Source organism: Roseivivax sp. THAF30, from assembly GCF_009363575.1.
In the GTDB taxonomy this organism is placed as follows: domain Bacteria; phylum Pseudomonadota; class Alphaproteobacteria; order Rhodobacterales; family Rhodobacteraceae; genus Roseivivax; species Roseivivax halotolerans.
Genome location: NZ_CP045389.1, coordinates 2,970,818 through 2,986,327 on the forward strand (window position 1 = coordinate 2,970,818; position 15,510 = coordinate 2,986,327).

The window sequence follows — 15,510 nt, forward strand, 5'->3', positions numbered from 1 at the left end:
GTGTCCTCAGGTCTGATAACCGGGGCACGAGGATCGATTTCGCGATGAACATGCAGGCCACCAACGTCATGGCGCCGCCACCGCCGAAGCAGCTCGAGGACATGAAGCTGCCGATGGTGATGATGCGCGACATCGTCATCAAGACCATGTTCCGCAAGAACGTCAGCACCGTGATGGACCTCGCGAACGCGATCTGCCTGCCAGTGCCGATCACGCAGGAGCTCGTGGATTACGCGCGCAGCCATCAGCTTCTCGAAGCGATGGGCACGATGTCGGCCTCGCGCGGCAACGAGATGGGGTACCAGCTTACCGAAGCCGGCAAGGCCCGCGCCCTCGATGCGCTAGCCCAATCCGAATATTATGGCGCGATGCCGGTTCCGCTGGACGTTTACCGCGAACAGGTAAAACGACAGTCGATCCGCAACATCCAGATCACGCGCGAGCAGCTCACCAACGCGATGGGCCATCTGGTCCTGCCCGACAACCTCCTCGACAACCTCGGTCCCGCTGTGACCTCAGGCCGGTCGATCCTGATGTACGGCCCGCCGGGCAACGGCAAATCCTCGATCTCGAACGGCATTCGCGACGCGATGGGCGACAAGATCTATGTTCCCCGCGCGATCGAATATTCGGGCTCGGTCATCACGGTCTACGATCCGATCGTGCATTCCAAGGCCGAGAGCCTCCGGGACGATCCCACGCAGCTGCGCCGCCGGATCCTCTACGACACCCGCTACGTTCTATGCGAGCGGCCCACCGTCATCACCGGCGGCGAATTGTCCCTCAACATGCTGGACCTGGTCTTCAACCCGACCGCGCGCACCTACCAGGCGCCGCTGCAGCTCAAATCCACCGGCGGCATCTTCATCGTCGACGACCTTGGCCGCCAGGCCGAGCCACCCCAGAAGCTGGTGAACCGCTGGATCGTGCCGCTCGAGGAGAGCAAGGACATCCTCGCCCTGCAATCGGGCGAGAAGTTTGAAGTCCCCTTCGACACGCTGGTGATCTTCTCCACCAACTTTCACCCGAACGAGATCTTCGACCAGGCCGCGCTCCGGCGGATCTTCTTCAAGATCAAGATCGACGGGCCCAACCAGGAAGACTTCCTCAAGATCTTCGCGCTGGTGGCCCGCAAGAAGCGGATGCAGCTTTGCGAGAAGAGCCTCGTGCACCTGCTCAAGACCAAGTATCCGACGATCGACAACATCTACGCGAACTACCAGCCGGTGTACCTGATCGACCAGATGATCTCGGTCTGCGACTTCGAGGGCCTGCCCTACAAGATGACGCCGGAGCTCGTGGATCGGGCCTGGGCGAACATGTTCGTGAAGGACGAGAAGATCGTGAAATAGGCCGCGCGTCGGGCCGGTTTTTTTCCGCCAAAACCGGCTTGACCCGCCGAGGGGCCTCCTCTAATCAGCGCGCACTCTGGCGGAGTAGCTCAGTTGGTTAGAGCAGTGGAATCATAATCCATGTGTCGGGGGTTCAAATCCCTCCTCCGCTACCATCGCACCCCCCACCCGACGCGACGATGACGATCGGGTGACGAGGGCACTGATCTTTCCTTTGACCTCCACTGGAATGCCATCAGCCTCCGCGGGGGAAACTATCACTTCTGAAATCAACGATCTCACTGTGTCGCGGATCCGTGGCTCGATGTTCCCAGCATCTTGCCCCATGGAGACCATCAGCTCGCCAATGGCAGCAACATAGTCAGACGCAGTTACAGGATCGAAGCTGAGTTCAGCTTCGGTCTCATCCAGAGCCGCTAAGGCTGCTTCCGCGTCTTTAATGTCTTGTTTTGCCTCTGCCAGCTTCGCTTCGCCAGCAATACCATCGAGAATGCCTTTCTCAAAAAGCGCCAACCTACGCTCGAACAGCATACTTGCCTCCCCTAACGCGCGCTGAAGCTCAGCTCTGTCTGTCTTTGGCGAAGATGCCAATCGGCGGCGTTCTTCTTCGTAAGTTCGCACGAACTCCTCGATGTACGCAGGGTCCGACAGAAGTTCTTCCAATTTCGAGAAGATCGCCTGCTCGATCTTGTCCAACCTGAACTTACCCTTGTTTTTGCAGGAACCGCTTTCTCGTGCCGTTGAACAGCGCAAACGAATCGCACTTCCTTTTCGGTCATGGATAGCCATACCGCCGTCACAGCAAGAGCACCGGATGAGTCCGGAGAGAGGTCTTGCCGGTTGACGGGTGGATTTTCCCATGTCGCGCGCCTGCGACTGCGCAGCCAATTGAATAGCCCCGAATTTCTTAGACGCCCTCGTTCCTCAGTTTCTGCTGCCGCTCGAACTCGAGGGGCGACAGCATTGCGTTCCGCGCGTGCTTGCGCTTCGGGTTGTAGAACATCTCGATGTAGTCGAACACGTCTCGCCTGGCTTCCTCTCGGGTGCGGTAGCTGCGCCGCCTGATCCTCTCGCGCTTGAGCAGGTTGAAGAAGCTTTCGGCGACGGCGTTATCGTGGCAGTTGCCTCGACGGCTCATGGAGTGCTCGAGGTCATGGGCTTTCAGGAAAGCGGCCCAGTCCATGCTGGTGAACTGACTTCCCTGATCGGAGTGGATCAGCACCTTAGCCTTCGGCTTCCTCCGCCATGTGGCCATGAGCAGAGCCTGGAGCACGACGTCGGTCGTCTGGCGCGACTGCATGGACCATCCGACCACGCGCCGAGAGAACAGGTCTATTACGACAGCGAGGTAGGCGAAGCCTTCCTGGGTGCGGATGTAGGTGATGTCGGTCACCCAGACCTTATCCGGCGCCTCCACGTCGAATTGCCGATCCAGAGTGTTGTCGACCACGACCGAGGGTTTGCCACCATACTTCCCGGGTCGGCGCTTGTAGCCGATCTGTGCTGTGATCCCGGCCAGCCCGGTCAGGCGCGCGACGCGGTTCAGGCAGACGTCTTCGCCCTGTTCGAGAAGATCGTCGTGAAGTTTGCGGTGCCCATAGACCTTGCCGCTTTCGACCCAGGCCTCCTTCAGCAGTTCGGTCTGGCGGGCGTCTTCCTGGGCACGCTTGCGGGGCGGCGCCTTCAACCACGCATAGAAGCCGCTCGGCTGGATGCGCAGGCAACGGCACATGGCCCGGACGGAGAACTGCCCGCGATGCTCGGCCACGAACGCGTATCTCACTTTGCATCCCTGGCGAAATACGCGGTCGCCTTTTTTAGGATATCCCGCTCCTCCGTCACTCTCACGAGTTCACGCTTGAGCCGACGGATCTCCGTGTCCTTCTCCGCCTCTCCCGATGACGCCTTCGCGAACTTCTTCTTCCAAGCGTAGAGCGAATACGGGCTGACCCCGAGACGCTCCGATACTTCCCTAACCGGGTAGCCCCGCTCGGTGATCTGCGCGACCGCGTCCCGCTTGAACTCATCGCTGAACTTGCTGCTGCTCATCATGGCCTCCTTGCCTCAAAATTAGCGAAGAAGGCGTCCACGATACACGGGGCTATTCAGTTAATAGCCTGCATTGTTCCGCTTTTTGGCGCTTTTCTCGTCACGCCCCGGAACTTGCCGGGACCAAAGAACGCCGCCTCCCGCGTGGCGCCTACATAGTCCGTTTGGCTCATACAGACGTCTCCGCGCCGTGCAGGAGGTCGTCCCAGACCTGGCTGTCTTGCAGCTTTGCCGTCGTCTTCTCCAACCCGCCCAGCTCACAGCCACTGGCGCAACCGCAGACGACCCTCTGGGCAGACAATGCTTGTTCCGCGAGCAGCTTTGACAGAGCATCACGCCCACCGGCAGACGACGTGGGATTGCTTTTTGATAAATTATATTCTAACACTCATGGCCAATTTCGAGTGATTTTTGTGAACCGGCAGAAATAGGTAGATACTTGAGCGCTGCAAAGTCAGATATCTCTTTTTTTAGATTAGGGCTACCCCTCATTATCATAGATTTAGTTATTATAACTATAAGCCTTGGATTCGGCTTGGCAATCATGATTGGTGCCATTGAATTTTGGCCTGACTTCTTTAACATTGGACGGGACTGGAGTTTGGGTGAAATCTTTAACTATTTGAAGTGGGCGGCACTGATCTTTTTGCTGTTCAGAGCATGGCTTCGAGAGAAAGATCTTCTGCTGTTGATGATGTGTATCTTTTTCATGATCGTATTCGCTGACGATATGCTCATGGTGCACGAGAGGGTCGGCGCCTTTTTGATTATTAACTCTGGCTTGCACCTGAAATTCGACGCATTTCAATTGGGAGAAATAGCGATTTGGGCTGTTATGGGAGGGTGCGGCCTGATCCTGATTTACACAGGATGGCGGAAAGCGGATCAAAACCTGCGCGCGCGGACTATGCCAATGGGCTGGCTGTTTTGCGGAGTGCTCTTCTGCGCGGTCGTGATTGACACACTCCATAGTCTAATTCCGGAAAGAACGTTGCTGGGAGGTATTTTTCTAATCCTTGAAGACGGTGGAGAAATGCTCTTCATAAGCGCCTTGCTAAGTTATGCTGTCGGCGCATTCTGGGCCGCTCGCCATCAGAATTTTGCGGTAGAGAGTGAGAGCCGCAAACGGCGTTGAGGTATGAGCGCCCACTTTCGAACGATAATTATCGTCAGGAGGTGCCACGGAGCCCGATCTCAGATCGCTGCCTTAGGGCTGGGACTGATAGCCATTAGACGAGCGTGGCTACGAGCAACGATGGCCGAGAGGAGATTTAGGGACAACGCCGTCTTCGAACATTTTCTCGACGATCAGAAGGTTCTTAAAGGAGGTCCATTTGCGCTCTCCGTGTGTACATGTTATTGCGAGTTAAATTTGATAGTCGTGGGCAATACGGTTTCTGGTTGTGATTTGGCGTCCCTCAATATCAATCAGCTACTATTAAAAATGCCAACACTTTGACCCGATAAATGGAAAATTTTCCATATGGCCTTTCCTCGTGTCCTCATCCTTGCCGAGACGTGCAACCCGCAATGGCCATCGCTACCCATCGTGGGGTACAAATATGCCCGAGCGTTAATGGGTGTTTGTAACGCCACGCTCGCTACCCATCCTCGGAATCGTGAAAATATTGAAGCTGCGGGAGACATTCCTGCAGACAGAATTCGATATATTGATACCGAGTGGCTCGCAGGGCCCATGTATCGGCTTGCTCGCATTTTGCGGGGTGGTGACGAGGTTGCTTGGTCCACCAACCAGATGATGTCCTACCCTCCCTACATCGCCTTCGAGAAACAGGCTCGCAAAGTATTGCGAGAGGAGCACTTTGATCTCGTGCACCGCATCACGCCGATGTCGCCAACGCTGCCCAGCTATCTTTCCGGCCGAGCGGGGGTGCCAATGATTTTGGGGCCCCTAAATGGTAATCTTGATTGGCCTGCCGCCTTCAAAGCTGAGCAGAGGCGTGAGCGCGAAATGCTGCGAAAGCTACGCGGCCTCTATCGTTATCTGCCCTACTCCCGCTCTTCCGCCCAAAAGGCTGCAGCTATACTCGCTGCGTTCCAGCACACCATGAACGACCTGAATACTGTAGATCCAAGTCGTGTTGTACCGATGCCAGAGATTGGTTTTGATCCATCTCTGTTTCACTCTGGCACCCGCGCTCCTGCATTTTCGGGCGAGGGACCTTATACGTTCCTGTTTGCTGGCCGCCTGGTCCCCTACAAGGTCCCTGAAGTGGTGATCCGCGCTTTCTTAAGTTCTGACACATTGCGTGCGCACCGGTTGCGAATTCTGGGGGACGGACCTGAAATGTCTCGACTTCAAGCGATGGTTGTCGACGCCAATGCAGAAGACCGTATTTCCTTTGAGGGTAACAAGAGCCAAGCCGAGGTAGCTGAAGTAATGCGTCAAGCAGATGCGTTCGTCTTTCCTTCGATCCGCGAGTTAGGGGCAGGCGTGGTGATCGAGGCGATGGCCTCTGGTGCCTTATGCATTGTTACGGATTACGGCGCACCGGGTGATCTGGCTGCCAATGGTCGTGGCATTCGGGTGCCGCTTGCTACGCTTGAAGAAATGGTGGGCTCTTACCGTGCGGCTCTCGAACATTGTCTAAACCAGTCTGAGAAAGCTCAGGCGAGGGCTGCCCGCGCCCGGGAATACGCTTTGAAATTTTACACTTGGGAAGCCAAAGCAAGCTACACGGCGCGTGTCTATGAAGCTGTGCTGAGCGGTGACACGCTCGATGGATTTACCGATTATCTTTAACATACGCCCTACCGTGTTGGTTTTGATCACACAGAGCGAACCTGCGCGGTGCTGCAACCGACCGCTTTCATGAAAATGTTTGAGTTTTTTGCTGCATTCGACGGAGAAGCAACCTCCTATTGCGATTGGAAGCGCCCGACGCGGAAAGAATTTCTCGAAGCGGCATGATGGCGTCAGCCGACCTTGATTTTACAGAGAGTTATAAGGTGGGGTTTCTGTCCGAGACGGACCTCCGCTACCAGAGGCCCCGTCGGGCGCCTCCCGGATCTCAGAAAATTCAGACCCTTTTGCGCCTCGACACCGGATCGTGCCACCGAACCGCGTCTCGCGTCTCGGCAAGGCTCCGCTGAAATCATGCAAACTGCAGGAACATTATCCCGGCCTCGTGCCGTTGGGCACGCGAATGTCCGCAGACGGGCATTGCAGTTCAACGTGACAAAAGGATCAGAGATGACCCATTCCAAGCTCACCGCGACGACCGCAGCGATTGCCATGATGATGGCCGGAGCCGTTTCCGCTCAGACGACCGAGGACGACGACAATGTCGCCGCGCAAGCGGGCGATGTCGCCGAGGAAGTCGGCGAGACGATCTATGCCGTCGGCGAGACCGCGACCGATACCGCCCAGGCGGGCGTTGATGCGGTTGGCGATGTCGCAGAAGAGCCCTATGGCGGCGCGGCCAACATCTCGGCCCAGCTCGATGCGGCGATCACCGGCGATGCGGTGGTGCGCTCCAGCGACGGCGAGATCCTCGGCACCGTGTACCGCACCATCAACGATGGCGCGCGCGTGCTGATCGACCTCGACGGCGAGATGGAAGGCGCGGACGAGCGCGCGATCGAGAACGCGGCTGTCCGCGTCAGCTCGCTCTCCGCGACCGAGAACGGCCTCGTTCTCGACATGACGCGCGCCGAGTTCTCGACCGCGCTGCAGACCGCCCAGCAGCAATCGCTGCAAGAGCAGATGTAAGCGCGACCTCTGAACCGATCACGAGAAACGGCCGCCTGCGGGCGGCCGTTTTGCGTTCCGCGGCATCATACCCGGGCCTTCCCGCGCTCCCGGCAATGGGTTAGACCCGGCGCAAGACCGGAAACGGCAGCGCAGGCAGGCCCCAGACATGAAACCGATCCGCCTTCTCTCCGGCATGATGACCGTGGGCTTCTGGACCCTGGCGAGCCGGGTTCTGGGCGTCGTGCGCGAGGTGGTAATCCTGGCATTGATCGGGCCGGGGCCGGTGCTCGATGCGTTCGTCGCGGCCTTTCGCCTGCCCAACATGTTCCGCCGCTTCTTTGCAGAGGGCGCGTTCAACGCGGCCTTCGTGCCGATGTTCTCCAAGCGGCTGGAGGCGGGGGACGATCCGCTCGACTTCGCCCGCGACGCGCTGTCGGGTCTTGCCACGGTGCTCGTGGTCCTGAGCGCGCTCGCCATGATCTTCATGCCCGCGCTCGTGGTCGCGACAGCGGGCGGCTTCGTCGGCGACGAGCGTTTCGACATGACGATCGCATATGGACGGATCTGCTTTCCCTATATCCTGTTGATCTCGCTGGCCGCGCTCTTTTCGGGCGCGCTCAACGCGGGCGGGCACTTCGCCGCCGCCGCAGCCGCGCCGGTCTTTCTCAACATCACCGTGGTCGCCGCGATGCTGGTCGGCCAGCAGATGGGCGGCGACGTCGTGCTGTGGCTCGTCTGGGCGGTGCCCGTCGCGGGCGTCATCCAGCTTGCGCTCGTCTGGATCGCGGCGGAGCGGTCTGGCCTGAAGGTCCGTCCCGGACGTCCGGTCTGGAACGACGAGATGAAAACGCTCGTCCGCGTCGCCGTGCCCGCGGCGCTTGCGGGAGGTGTCATGCAGATCAACCTTCTGGTCGGGCAGCAGGTCGCGTCCCAGTTCGAGAACGCGGTCGGCTGGCTCTACGCGGCCGACAGGCTCTACCAACTGCCGCTTGGCGTGGTCGGCATCGCCGTGGGTATCGTGCTTCTGCCCGACCTCTCGCGACGTCTGAAGGCCGGGGACGAGACCGGCGGACGCGATGCGCTCAGCCGCGCCGGGGAATACGCACTCGCGCTCACCCTGCCCTCGGCCGTGGCGCTTCTGGTGATCCCGCTGCCGCTCGTCTCCGTGCTGTTCCAGCGCGGCGCGACGGGTGCAGACGATGCCGCCGCCATCGCGGTCGCCGTCGCCATCTACGGGCTCGGCCTACCGGCCTTCGTGCTGCAAAAGGTTCTGCAGCCTTTGTTCTTCGCACGGGAGAACACGAAAGCGCCGTTCCACTACGCGCTCATCTCAATGGTCGTGAATGCGGTCATCGCCATCGGGCTTGCGCCGTTCATCGGCTGGATCGCACCGGCAATCGCAACCAGCGCGGCCGCATGGTCGATGGTCTGGTTCCTGTCGCGCGGCACGCGCGGGATGGGCGAGGTTGCCTCGTTCGATGCGCGGTTCAAGACGCGGATCTGGCGGATCGCGGTCGCCTCGATCCTGATGGGTGTCGTGCTCTGGGGAACCCAAGTGGTCATCGGACCGTTTCTCGCCAGTCCGGGATGGAGGTATCTGGCACTTCTGGTTCTGATTCTTGTGGGTATGATGTCATACGGCATTCTGGGACAATTGCTGGGCGCGTTCCGTCTCAGTGAATTCGTCGGCGCATTCCGCCGCAGAAAGGACCGCTGAGCCATGACGCCAAAGCCGCTGATCACCGCAAAGGAGATCTTCCCCGCGCTGGAACGCATGGTGGCGGCCGCCGAAGAAGAGGTCTTCCTCTCTTTCCGCATTCTCGACCCCGACACGCGCCTGCGCGCGCGCGAGCTGACCGAACGCGGCCTCGAAACCTGGGCCGATCTGCTGGCTTGGCTGTCTGCCAAGGGAATCTCGATCCGCCTCATCCTGACCGACTTCGACCCGCTCTTCGCCGAGAGCCTGCATCGCGGTGCCTGGGCTTCGGGCTCTAAATTCGCGGATCGGCTGGAAGGCGACACTCAGATCCTCGTCGCGCCCCACGCGCAGGAGGTGGGCTGGCTCTGGCGCTCGATCCTCTGGCGCAAGATCGCTCAGAAGCTTCAGGGGTTGCGAAACCAGGAGGCGGAAAAACTCACCCCGGTGCAGCGCGCCTTCCTCAAGCTGCGCCCGAAGCTGCGGCCCGTCTCGATCCACCAGAAAGTCGCCGTGGTGGACAATCGCCACTGCATCATCGGCGGTCTCGACGTGAACGAGCGGCGCTGGGATACGAACGCGCATCGCGGTGAGGGCGACAAGACCTGGCACGACGTCTCAGTCGAGATCGAAGGCGATTTCGCCGAGCAGGCCCGCGCGCACCTGGTCGAGACCTGGAATGCCTCGCTCGAATACGGTGCGGCCGATGTCGGCACCAAGGCGATGCCGATGAAGGTGGGCCCCCGCCCGCAAGGCACTTCTGACCTGCGGCTGGTGCGGACCGTTTCTGCACCGCTGCGCGGTCCCTTCGCCTTCGGTCCCCACCCGCGTCACCCGGAGCACGAAAAAACCCTGAAGCATGCTTTCGGCTCGGCCAAGCGGCACATCTACCTCGAAACGCAGTTCCTGCGGCACCGTCCGCTGGTCCGCGCGCTCATCGACGCGAAGAAGGCTCGCCCCGAGCTGCAACTCGTCATCCTGCTCCCGACAGAGCCCGAGCGCGTGCTCTATGATGGCGACCGCTCGCTCAACGCGCGCCACGCCCATGCTCTGCAGACCAACGCGCTCAACGATCTCGTTAAAGCCTACGGCGACGACGTCGCCGTCGTTGCCCCGGCGCAGAAGATCGCGACCGATGCGGAGCCGCCCGAGAGCCTGCACGGCGCGGCCCCGATCTACGTGCACGCGAAGGTCGTCATCATCGATGGCGATTTCGGGCTCGTGGGCTCGGCCAACCTCAACGGGCGCTCGCTGAGATGGGATACAGAAGCCTCGATCCTGTTCCGCGACAAAGCGGTGGTCCGCGATCTCCACGAACGGCTGGCGAAGAAATGGCTGGGGCCGATGGGGGAGGACCGCGACATCAGCGATGCGCGCGTCTGGAACGAGATCGCCAAGTCGAACCGCAAGCTGGAGCCGACCGAGCGCTCCGGCTTCGTGCTGCCCTACCCGCTCGGCCGCGCGCGGCGGTTCGCGCGGTATCTGCCGCTTTTGCCCGCCGACATGTTCTGAACGTCAGCGTTCGCGCAGACGCTCAACCAGCCGCGCAAATCCGCCCGGCACCAGAACGATCGTCGCGGTGAACCCCACGACGAAGCCCGCGATCTCCGCGATCCAGTACGGCCCGCCGCCGAACAATAGCCCGAAGACGAGCTGCAGGCCGAGCAGAACACCAATCAGCGTGAAGGCCCGGATCTGCGCCTCGCCCATCTCGCCAAGCTTCGTCCAGAGAAGGTAGGTGAACGCCCCGATCAACCCGTAGATCGCGGGAAACGCGCCGTAGAGCGGCACGTTCGGCACGATCAGCCCGTAGACGAGCGCCCCCAGAACGGAGCTTGCCACGAAGACCGCGAGCATCCGCACCGGCCCCATCGCCTCGCCGACGATCTTCCCGAGCGCCAGAAGCATCACGCAGGCAAAGAGCCCCATCGTGAAACTGCCGTGCACGAAGGGGTAGCTCAGGAAGCGCAGAAGATGTTCTGCCGGCCAGCGCCCGCTCTCGGCCATCCAGTAGGTGATTTCTCCGAGGTAGCCGTAGGTCTCGATCCCCCCGATCCGCCACCCCACGGCCCCGGGGCCACCGAGAAGACCCCGCGCGCCGAGAGAGAAGGCGATCTCGATCCCGGCCATGAGAAGCACCAGCGCCGTCGTCACCGGCGGAATGGCGTTGAACGGGCTTTCGTTGTGATCGGAATGCATGGGCCAGCCTGCTCTTCTTGACGCCTCTTGGGGGCATGGGTAAGCCACCGGGACGCGAATTGCCACATGCGAGTGCCTTCATGACAGAGCCCGTCTCCAACCTCGACAAGTTCGCCCCGCGGGTCTTTTCGGGGATCCAGCCCTCGGGCGGACTGACGCTCGGCAATTATCTGGGTGCGATCAAACGCTTCGTGGACATGCAGGGCGAGGATTACGAGACGATTTACTGCATGGTCGACATGCACGCGATCACCGTATGGCAGGAGCCGAAGGCGCTTCGCCGCAACACCCGCGAGCTTTGCGCGGGTTTCATCGCCAGCGGCATCGATCCGGAACGCTCGATCCTCTTCAACCAGTCGCAGGTGCCCGAGCACGCCCAGCTCGGCTGGATCTTCAACTGCGTCGCGCGCATGGGCTGGATGAAGCGCATGACCCAGTTCAAGGACAAGGCAGGCAAGAACGCGGAAGCGGCCTCGCTCGGCCTGTTCGGCTATCCCGCGCTGATGGCGGCCGATATCCTTGTCTATCATGCAACGCATGTGCCCGTCGGCGAAGACCAGAAACAGCATCTGGAGCTGACCCGCGATATCGCGGCGAAATTCAATCACGACTACGAGGTCGACTTCTTCCCGCTCACCGAGCCGGTGATCGAAGGCGCGGCAACCCGTGTGATGAGCCTGCGCGACGGATCGAAGAAAATGTCCAAGAGCGATCCTTCGGACATGAGCCGGATCAACATGACCGACGATGCCGACGCGATCGCATCCAAGATCCGCAAGGCCCGCACCGATCCCGAGGCGCTGCCCTCCGAAGCGGCGGGCCTCAGCGACCGGCCCGAGGCGCGCAACCTCGTCAACATCTACGCCGCGCTCGCGGATACGAGCGTGGACGGCGTGTTGGCGGAGATGGGCGGCAAGCAATTCTCCGAGTTCAAGCCAGCCCTCGCCGAGCTTGCGGTCGAGAAGATGGCCCCGATCTCCACCGAGATGGCGCGGCTGATGCAGGAGCCCGCAGAGATCGACGCGATCCTGGCCCGCGGGGCCGAGCGCGCGCGTGAGTTGGCCGAGCCGATCCTGAAGCAGACCTACGAAATCGTCGGAATGGTGCGTTAACGCGCCGTTCCCCCCTCGCTCTGCCGCCCTATCTTCGGGCGCATGAGTGACGACGAAAACCGCTACGCCCCCGTTCCCACGGGCCGCGCCGCCCGCATCGGGCGGATGGGGCGCTTCGGCACCGGCCTTCTGGGCCGTGCGGCGCTCGACGGCGCGCGTGCCGTCGCAAGCGGCAAGCGACCCCGCTTCAATGATCTGGTGATGACCCCCGCCAATGCCGCCCGCTTCGCCGAGGAGCTGTCGCAGATGCGCGGCGCGGCGATGAAGATGGGCCAGCTCATCTCGATGGAGGCTGGCGAGGTCATGCCGGCCGAACTCGCCCGGATCATGGAGCGGCTGCGCTCCGAGGCGCATTACATGCCTCCCGGCCAGCTTAAGGGCGTGCTCGAGGCAAATTGGGGCAAAGGTTTCCAACGCCGCTTCAAAAGCTTCGACGTGCGGCCCATCGCGGCGGCGTCCATCGGGCAGGTGCACCGCGCTGTCACTAAGGAGGGCCGCGCGCTCGCGATCAAGGTGCAATATCCCGGCATCCGCGCCTCCATCGACAGCGATATCCGCAATCTCGGAGGGCTTTTGCGCTGGTCGGGTCTTCTGCCGCGCGGGCTCGATCTCGGACCGCTGCTCGAAGAGGCCCGCCAGCAGCTGCACGAGGAAGCCGATTACGAGCGCGAGGCGACCGCGCTCAGGCGGTTCGGCGACTGGCTGGCGGATGATCCCGATTTCCTCGTGCCCGGCGTCGCGGAGGACTTCACTACGCGCGACATCCTGGCGATGGATTTCGTAGATGGCCGCCCCATCGAGAGCGCCGAGGCCGAAGATCAGGACACGCGCGACGTTTTCGCGGCGCGGCTCATCACGCTCGTCCTGCGCGAACTCTTCGATCTCGGTGCGATGCAGACCGACCCGAACTTCGCCAATTTTCGCTGGCAGCCCGAGACCGGGCGGATCGTGCTTCTCGATTTCGGCGCGGTGCGTGACTTCGCACCGGATCGCGTGGCGATTTTCCGGGACCTCCTCGGAGCGACGCTTGCAGGCGATCGCGAGTGGATGCACCGCGCGGCCATCGCGGTCGGCTACATGACCCAGGACACCGAGCCACGTCACGCGGATGCGATCCTCGACATGATGGAGATCGCAGCCAGCCCGCTCAGGTCCGACGCGCCCTTTGATTTCCGCGCCGAACGGCTGGCGACACGGTTCGCCGAAGCCGGTCAGCATTTCGCCGAAGAGCGTGACTTCGCCGTGATCCCGCCCGTCGATGCCCTTTTCCTGCAGCGCAAGGTCGGCGGTCTCTACCTTCTCTGCGCGCGGCTCGGGGCGCGGGTCGAGGTCCGGCCGCTGCTGGAGCCCTTTGCTCGGCCCGCAAATTCGCACAGCGCCCCTGCCTGAAGCGATCTTTTCGCACATAGGCGACGTGGATAGATTGCGCCTGATACCGCAGGAGAGCGATCATGTCCAAAGCACCCGACGCCATGACCATCGGCCATGTCCATCTGAAAGTCTCCGATCTCGAACGGTCGGTCGCGTTCTATCGTGATGTGATCGGGCTGACCGTCACCCAGCGCTACGGCACCGACGCCGCGTTCCTCTCCGCGGGCGGCTACCACCATCACGTCGGCCTCAATACCTGGATGAGCAAGGGCGCAGCGCCAGGGCCGAAACGCCATCCGGGGCTTTTTCATACCGCGTTTCTGTTCCCGGACCGCGCCAGTCTCGGTGCGGCGCTGAAGCGCGCGATCTCGCTCGGCGTCGAGATCGAAGGCGCGGCCGATCACGGCGTCTCCGAAGCCATCTACTTCTCGGACCCGGACGGAAACGGGATCGAGATCTACCGCGACCGTGCGGAACAGGACTGGCCGCGGAACGCCGAAGGCGGGCTCGATATGATCAATGCGCCGCTCGATCTCGATGCGCTTCTGGCCGAGGCCGAATGAGAAGATCGCGCGTCTAGCCTTTCCGCGCCCACGGCGTTATCCCGCACGCGAAGCGACGAGAGGGACAGCGCCATGGCGACGGGACGCAATATTCGCACCTATTTCAACGGCACCTGGCATGAAGGCGACGTGCCGGTGATGCGCGCGGCCGATCACGGCTCCTGGCTGGGCTCCACGGTCTTTGATGGCGCGCGGTTCGTCGACGGCATGGCTCCCGATCTCGATCTGCATTGCGCGCGGGTGAACCATTCGGCGCGCGCGCTGATGATCGAGCCCACGCATTCGGATGTCGAGATCCTCGATATCGCCCGCGAAGGTCTCGCCGCCTACCCCAAGGACGCGCAGGTTTATATCCGCCCGATGTATTGGGCGCTCAATTCCGAACCCTCCGCGATCATGCCAAAGATCGGTCCCTCCGAGACCGGCTTCGCGATCTGCCTCGAGGAATTCCCGATGCTCGCAGCCGACGATACCGTCACGCTCGGCCGGACGCGGTTTCGCCGCCCGGTGCTCGAGGACAACGTGGTCAACGCCAAGGCTGGCTGCCTTTACGCCAACAATTCGCGGATGCTGGCCGAAGTGAACGCGCGCGGCTTCGGCAATGCGCTCGTCGCCGATGCGATGGGAAATGTCGCCGAGACCGCGACCTCGAACGTGTTCATGGTCAAGGATGGCGTCGTGTTCACGCCGATCCCGAACGGCACGTTTCTTGCTGGCATCACCCGCGCACGTCATATCGCGAACCTGCGCGCGGACGGGTTCGACGTGGTCGAGGCGGTTCTCTCCTTCGCGGATTTCGAAGCGGCCGACGAGGTGTTCTTGACAGGCAATCTCAACAAGGTGACGCCCGTCTCCGCCTTCGAGGACGTGAGCTACGCCACCGGCCCCGTCACCCGCCGCGCCCGCGAGATCTACTGGGACTGGGCAGCTTCGACCGGCTGAGCTTGCCCTGCCTCCGCCCCGCTGCCATGATCCGGCGCTATAGGAGGCGGGGATCATGCGTAAGTTCTTGGTCGTGCTCGACGACAGCCGCGAATGTCTGAACGCGATGCGCTTTGCCGCGATGCGCGCGGCGAAGACCGGCGGCGGCGTGACGATCCTGTCCGTGATCCGTCCCGAGGAATTCTCGCATTGGGTCGGGGTCGGCGACATCATGCGCGAAGAGGCCCGCGAGCGGATCGAGGCGCATTACGAGGTCTTCGCCAAGTGGATGCGTGACCGGCAGGGGGTGAACCCCGAACTTGTCATCCGCGAAGGCGAGCCGGTGCCACAGATCATCGAACAGGTAAAAGACGATCCCGAGATTGGCGTTCTCGTCCTTGGCGCGGGCGCGGAGAAGGGCGGGCCCGGCCCTCTCGTCACGCAATTGACGAAGAACGCGGGCAGCCTTCCCGTGCCGATCACCATTGTGCCCGGCGAGCTCTCCAAGGAAGAGCTCGAAGGAATCACCTGA

At 61.6% G+C, this 15,510-nt stretch carries 14 protein-coding genes and 1 tRNA gene; 12 read left to right on the forward strand and 3 right to left on the reverse strand.

Going from position 1 to position 15,510, the window contains the following annotated elements:
• The first annotated feature begins 44 nt into the window (after nt 1-44).
• Together FIU91_RS14395 and FIU91_RS14400 are read left to right on the forward strand one after the other, a co-directional pair.
• Nucleotides 45-1,352 carry an ATPase gene (locus tag FIU91_RS14395; RefSeq protein ID WP_093009533.1) on the forward strand — a complete coding sequence of 436 codons (1,308 nt, stop codon included), beginning with the start codon at nt 45-47 and terminating at the stop codon, nt 1,350-1,352.
• A gap of 78 nt (nt 1,353-1,430) precedes the next feature.
• Nucleotides 1,431-1,507: transfer RNA gene (locus FIU91_RS14400), tRNA-Met, on the forward strand.
• On the opposite strand, the gene FIU91_RS19815 is transcribed toward FIU91_RS14400, so the two are convergent.
• Together FIU91_RS19815 and FIU91_RS14410 are read right to left on the reverse strand one after the other, a co-directional pair.
• Nucleotides 1,464-2,213 carry a zinc ribbon domain-containing protein gene (locus FIU91_RS19815; RefSeq protein ID WP_152463743.1) on the reverse strand — a complete coding sequence of 250 codons (750 nt, stop codon included), beginning with the start codon at nt 2,211-2,213 and terminating at the stop codon, nt 1,464-1,466. The genes FIU91_RS14400 and FIU91_RS19815 overlap by 44 nt on opposite strands.
• Before the next feature lie 46 nt (nt 2,214-2,259).
• Nucleotides 2,260-3,401 (reverse strand): IS3 family transposase gene (locus FIU91_RS14410; protein ID WP_172974915.1). Its coding sequence is split into 2 segments (ribosomal slippage): nt 2,260-3,161 and nt 3,161-3,401, totalling 1,143 coding nucleotides; the frame shifts between segments, so codons are not numbered across the junction.
• Between the two features lie 535 nt (nt 3,402-3,936).
• Between FIU91_RS14410 and FIU91_RS14415 the strand changes: the two genes are divergently transcribed.
• From FIU91_RS14415 to FIU91_RS14435, 5 genes are all read left to right on the forward strand, one after another.
• Nucleotides 3,937-4,536, forward strand: a complete 600-nt coding sequence (locus FIU91_RS14415; protein ID WP_152462993.1) for a hypothetical protein — start codon at nt 3,937-3,939, stop codon at nt 4,534-4,536.
• Between the two features lie 348 nt (nt 4,537-4,884).
• Nucleotides 4,885-6,165 (forward strand): glycosyltransferase family 4 protein, encoded by a 1,281-nt coding sequence (locus tag FIU91_RS14420; protein WP_152462994.1) that lies wholly within the window; start codon nt 4,885-4,887, stop codon nt 6,163-6,165.
• A gap of 450 nt (nt 6,166-6,615) precedes the next feature.
• Entirely contained in the window at nt 6,616-7,134 is a 519-nt protein-coding gene (locus FIU91_RS14425; RefSeq protein WP_152462995.1) for a hypothetical protein, read from the forward strand.
• Between the two features lie 148 nt (nt 7,135-7,282).
• The gene (gene murJ / locus FIU91_RS14430) at nt 7,283-8,833 is read left to right on the forward strand and encodes a murein biosynthesis integral membrane protein MurJ (RefSeq protein WP_152462996.1); all 1,551 of its coding nucleotides are present in this window, start codon (nt 7,283-7,285) and stop codon (nt 8,831-8,833) included.
• A 3-nt stretch (nt 8,834-8,836) separates the two neighbouring features.
• Nucleotides 8,837-10,324 (forward strand): phosphatidylserine/phosphatidylglycerophosphate/cardiolipin synthase family protein, encoded by a 1,488-nt coding sequence (locus tag FIU91_RS14435; RefSeq protein WP_152462997.1) that lies wholly within the window; start codon nt 8,837-8,839, stop codon nt 10,322-10,324.
• Between the two features lie 3 nt (nt 10,325-10,327).
• Here the strand turns inward: FIU91_RS14435 and FIU91_RS14440 are convergent, their stop codons facing one another.
• Nucleotides 10,328-11,011 (reverse strand): rhomboid family intramembrane serine protease, encoded by a 684-nt coding sequence (locus FIU91_RS14440; RefSeq protein WP_152462998.1) that lies wholly within the window; start codon nt 11,009-11,011, stop codon nt 10,328-10,330.
• Nucleotides 11,012-11,091: 80 nt separating this feature from the next.
• On the opposite strand from FIU91_RS14440, the gene trpS reads away from it, so the two are divergent.
• From trpS to FIU91_RS14465, 5 genes are all read left to right on the forward strand, one after another.
• Nucleotides 11,092-12,123, forward strand: a complete 1,032-nt coding sequence (trpS, locus tag FIU91_RS14445; RefSeq protein ID WP_152462999.1) for a tryptophan--tRNA ligase — start codon at nt 11,092-11,094, stop codon at nt 12,121-12,123.
• Nucleotides 12,124-12,165: 42 nt separating this feature from the next.
• Nucleotides 12,166-13,512 carry an AarF/ABC1/UbiB kinase family protein gene (locus tag FIU91_RS14450; RefSeq protein WP_152463000.1) on the forward strand — a complete coding sequence of 449 codons (1,347 nt, stop codon included), beginning with the start codon at nt 12,166-12,168 and terminating at the stop codon, nt 13,510-13,512.
• A gap of 62 nt (nt 13,513-13,574) precedes the next feature.
• Nucleotides 13,575-14,057: a VOC family protein gene (locus tag FIU91_RS14455; protein WP_152463001.1), complete on the forward strand. Its 483-nt coding sequence runs from the start codon at nt 13,575-13,577 to the stop codon at nt 14,055-14,057.
• Between the two features lie 72 nt (nt 14,058-14,129).
• Nucleotides 14,130-14,999 (forward strand): branched-chain amino acid aminotransferase, encoded by an 870-nt coding sequence (locus tag FIU91_RS14460; RefSeq protein ID WP_152463002.1) that lies wholly within the window; start codon nt 14,130-14,132, stop codon nt 14,997-14,999.
• Between the two features lie 55 nt (nt 15,000-15,054).
• Nucleotides 15,055-15,510 carry a universal stress protein gene (locus FIU91_RS14465; protein ID WP_093009542.1) on the forward strand — a complete coding sequence of 152 codons (456 nt, stop codon included), beginning with the start codon at nt 15,055-15,057 and terminating at the stop codon, nt 15,508-15,510.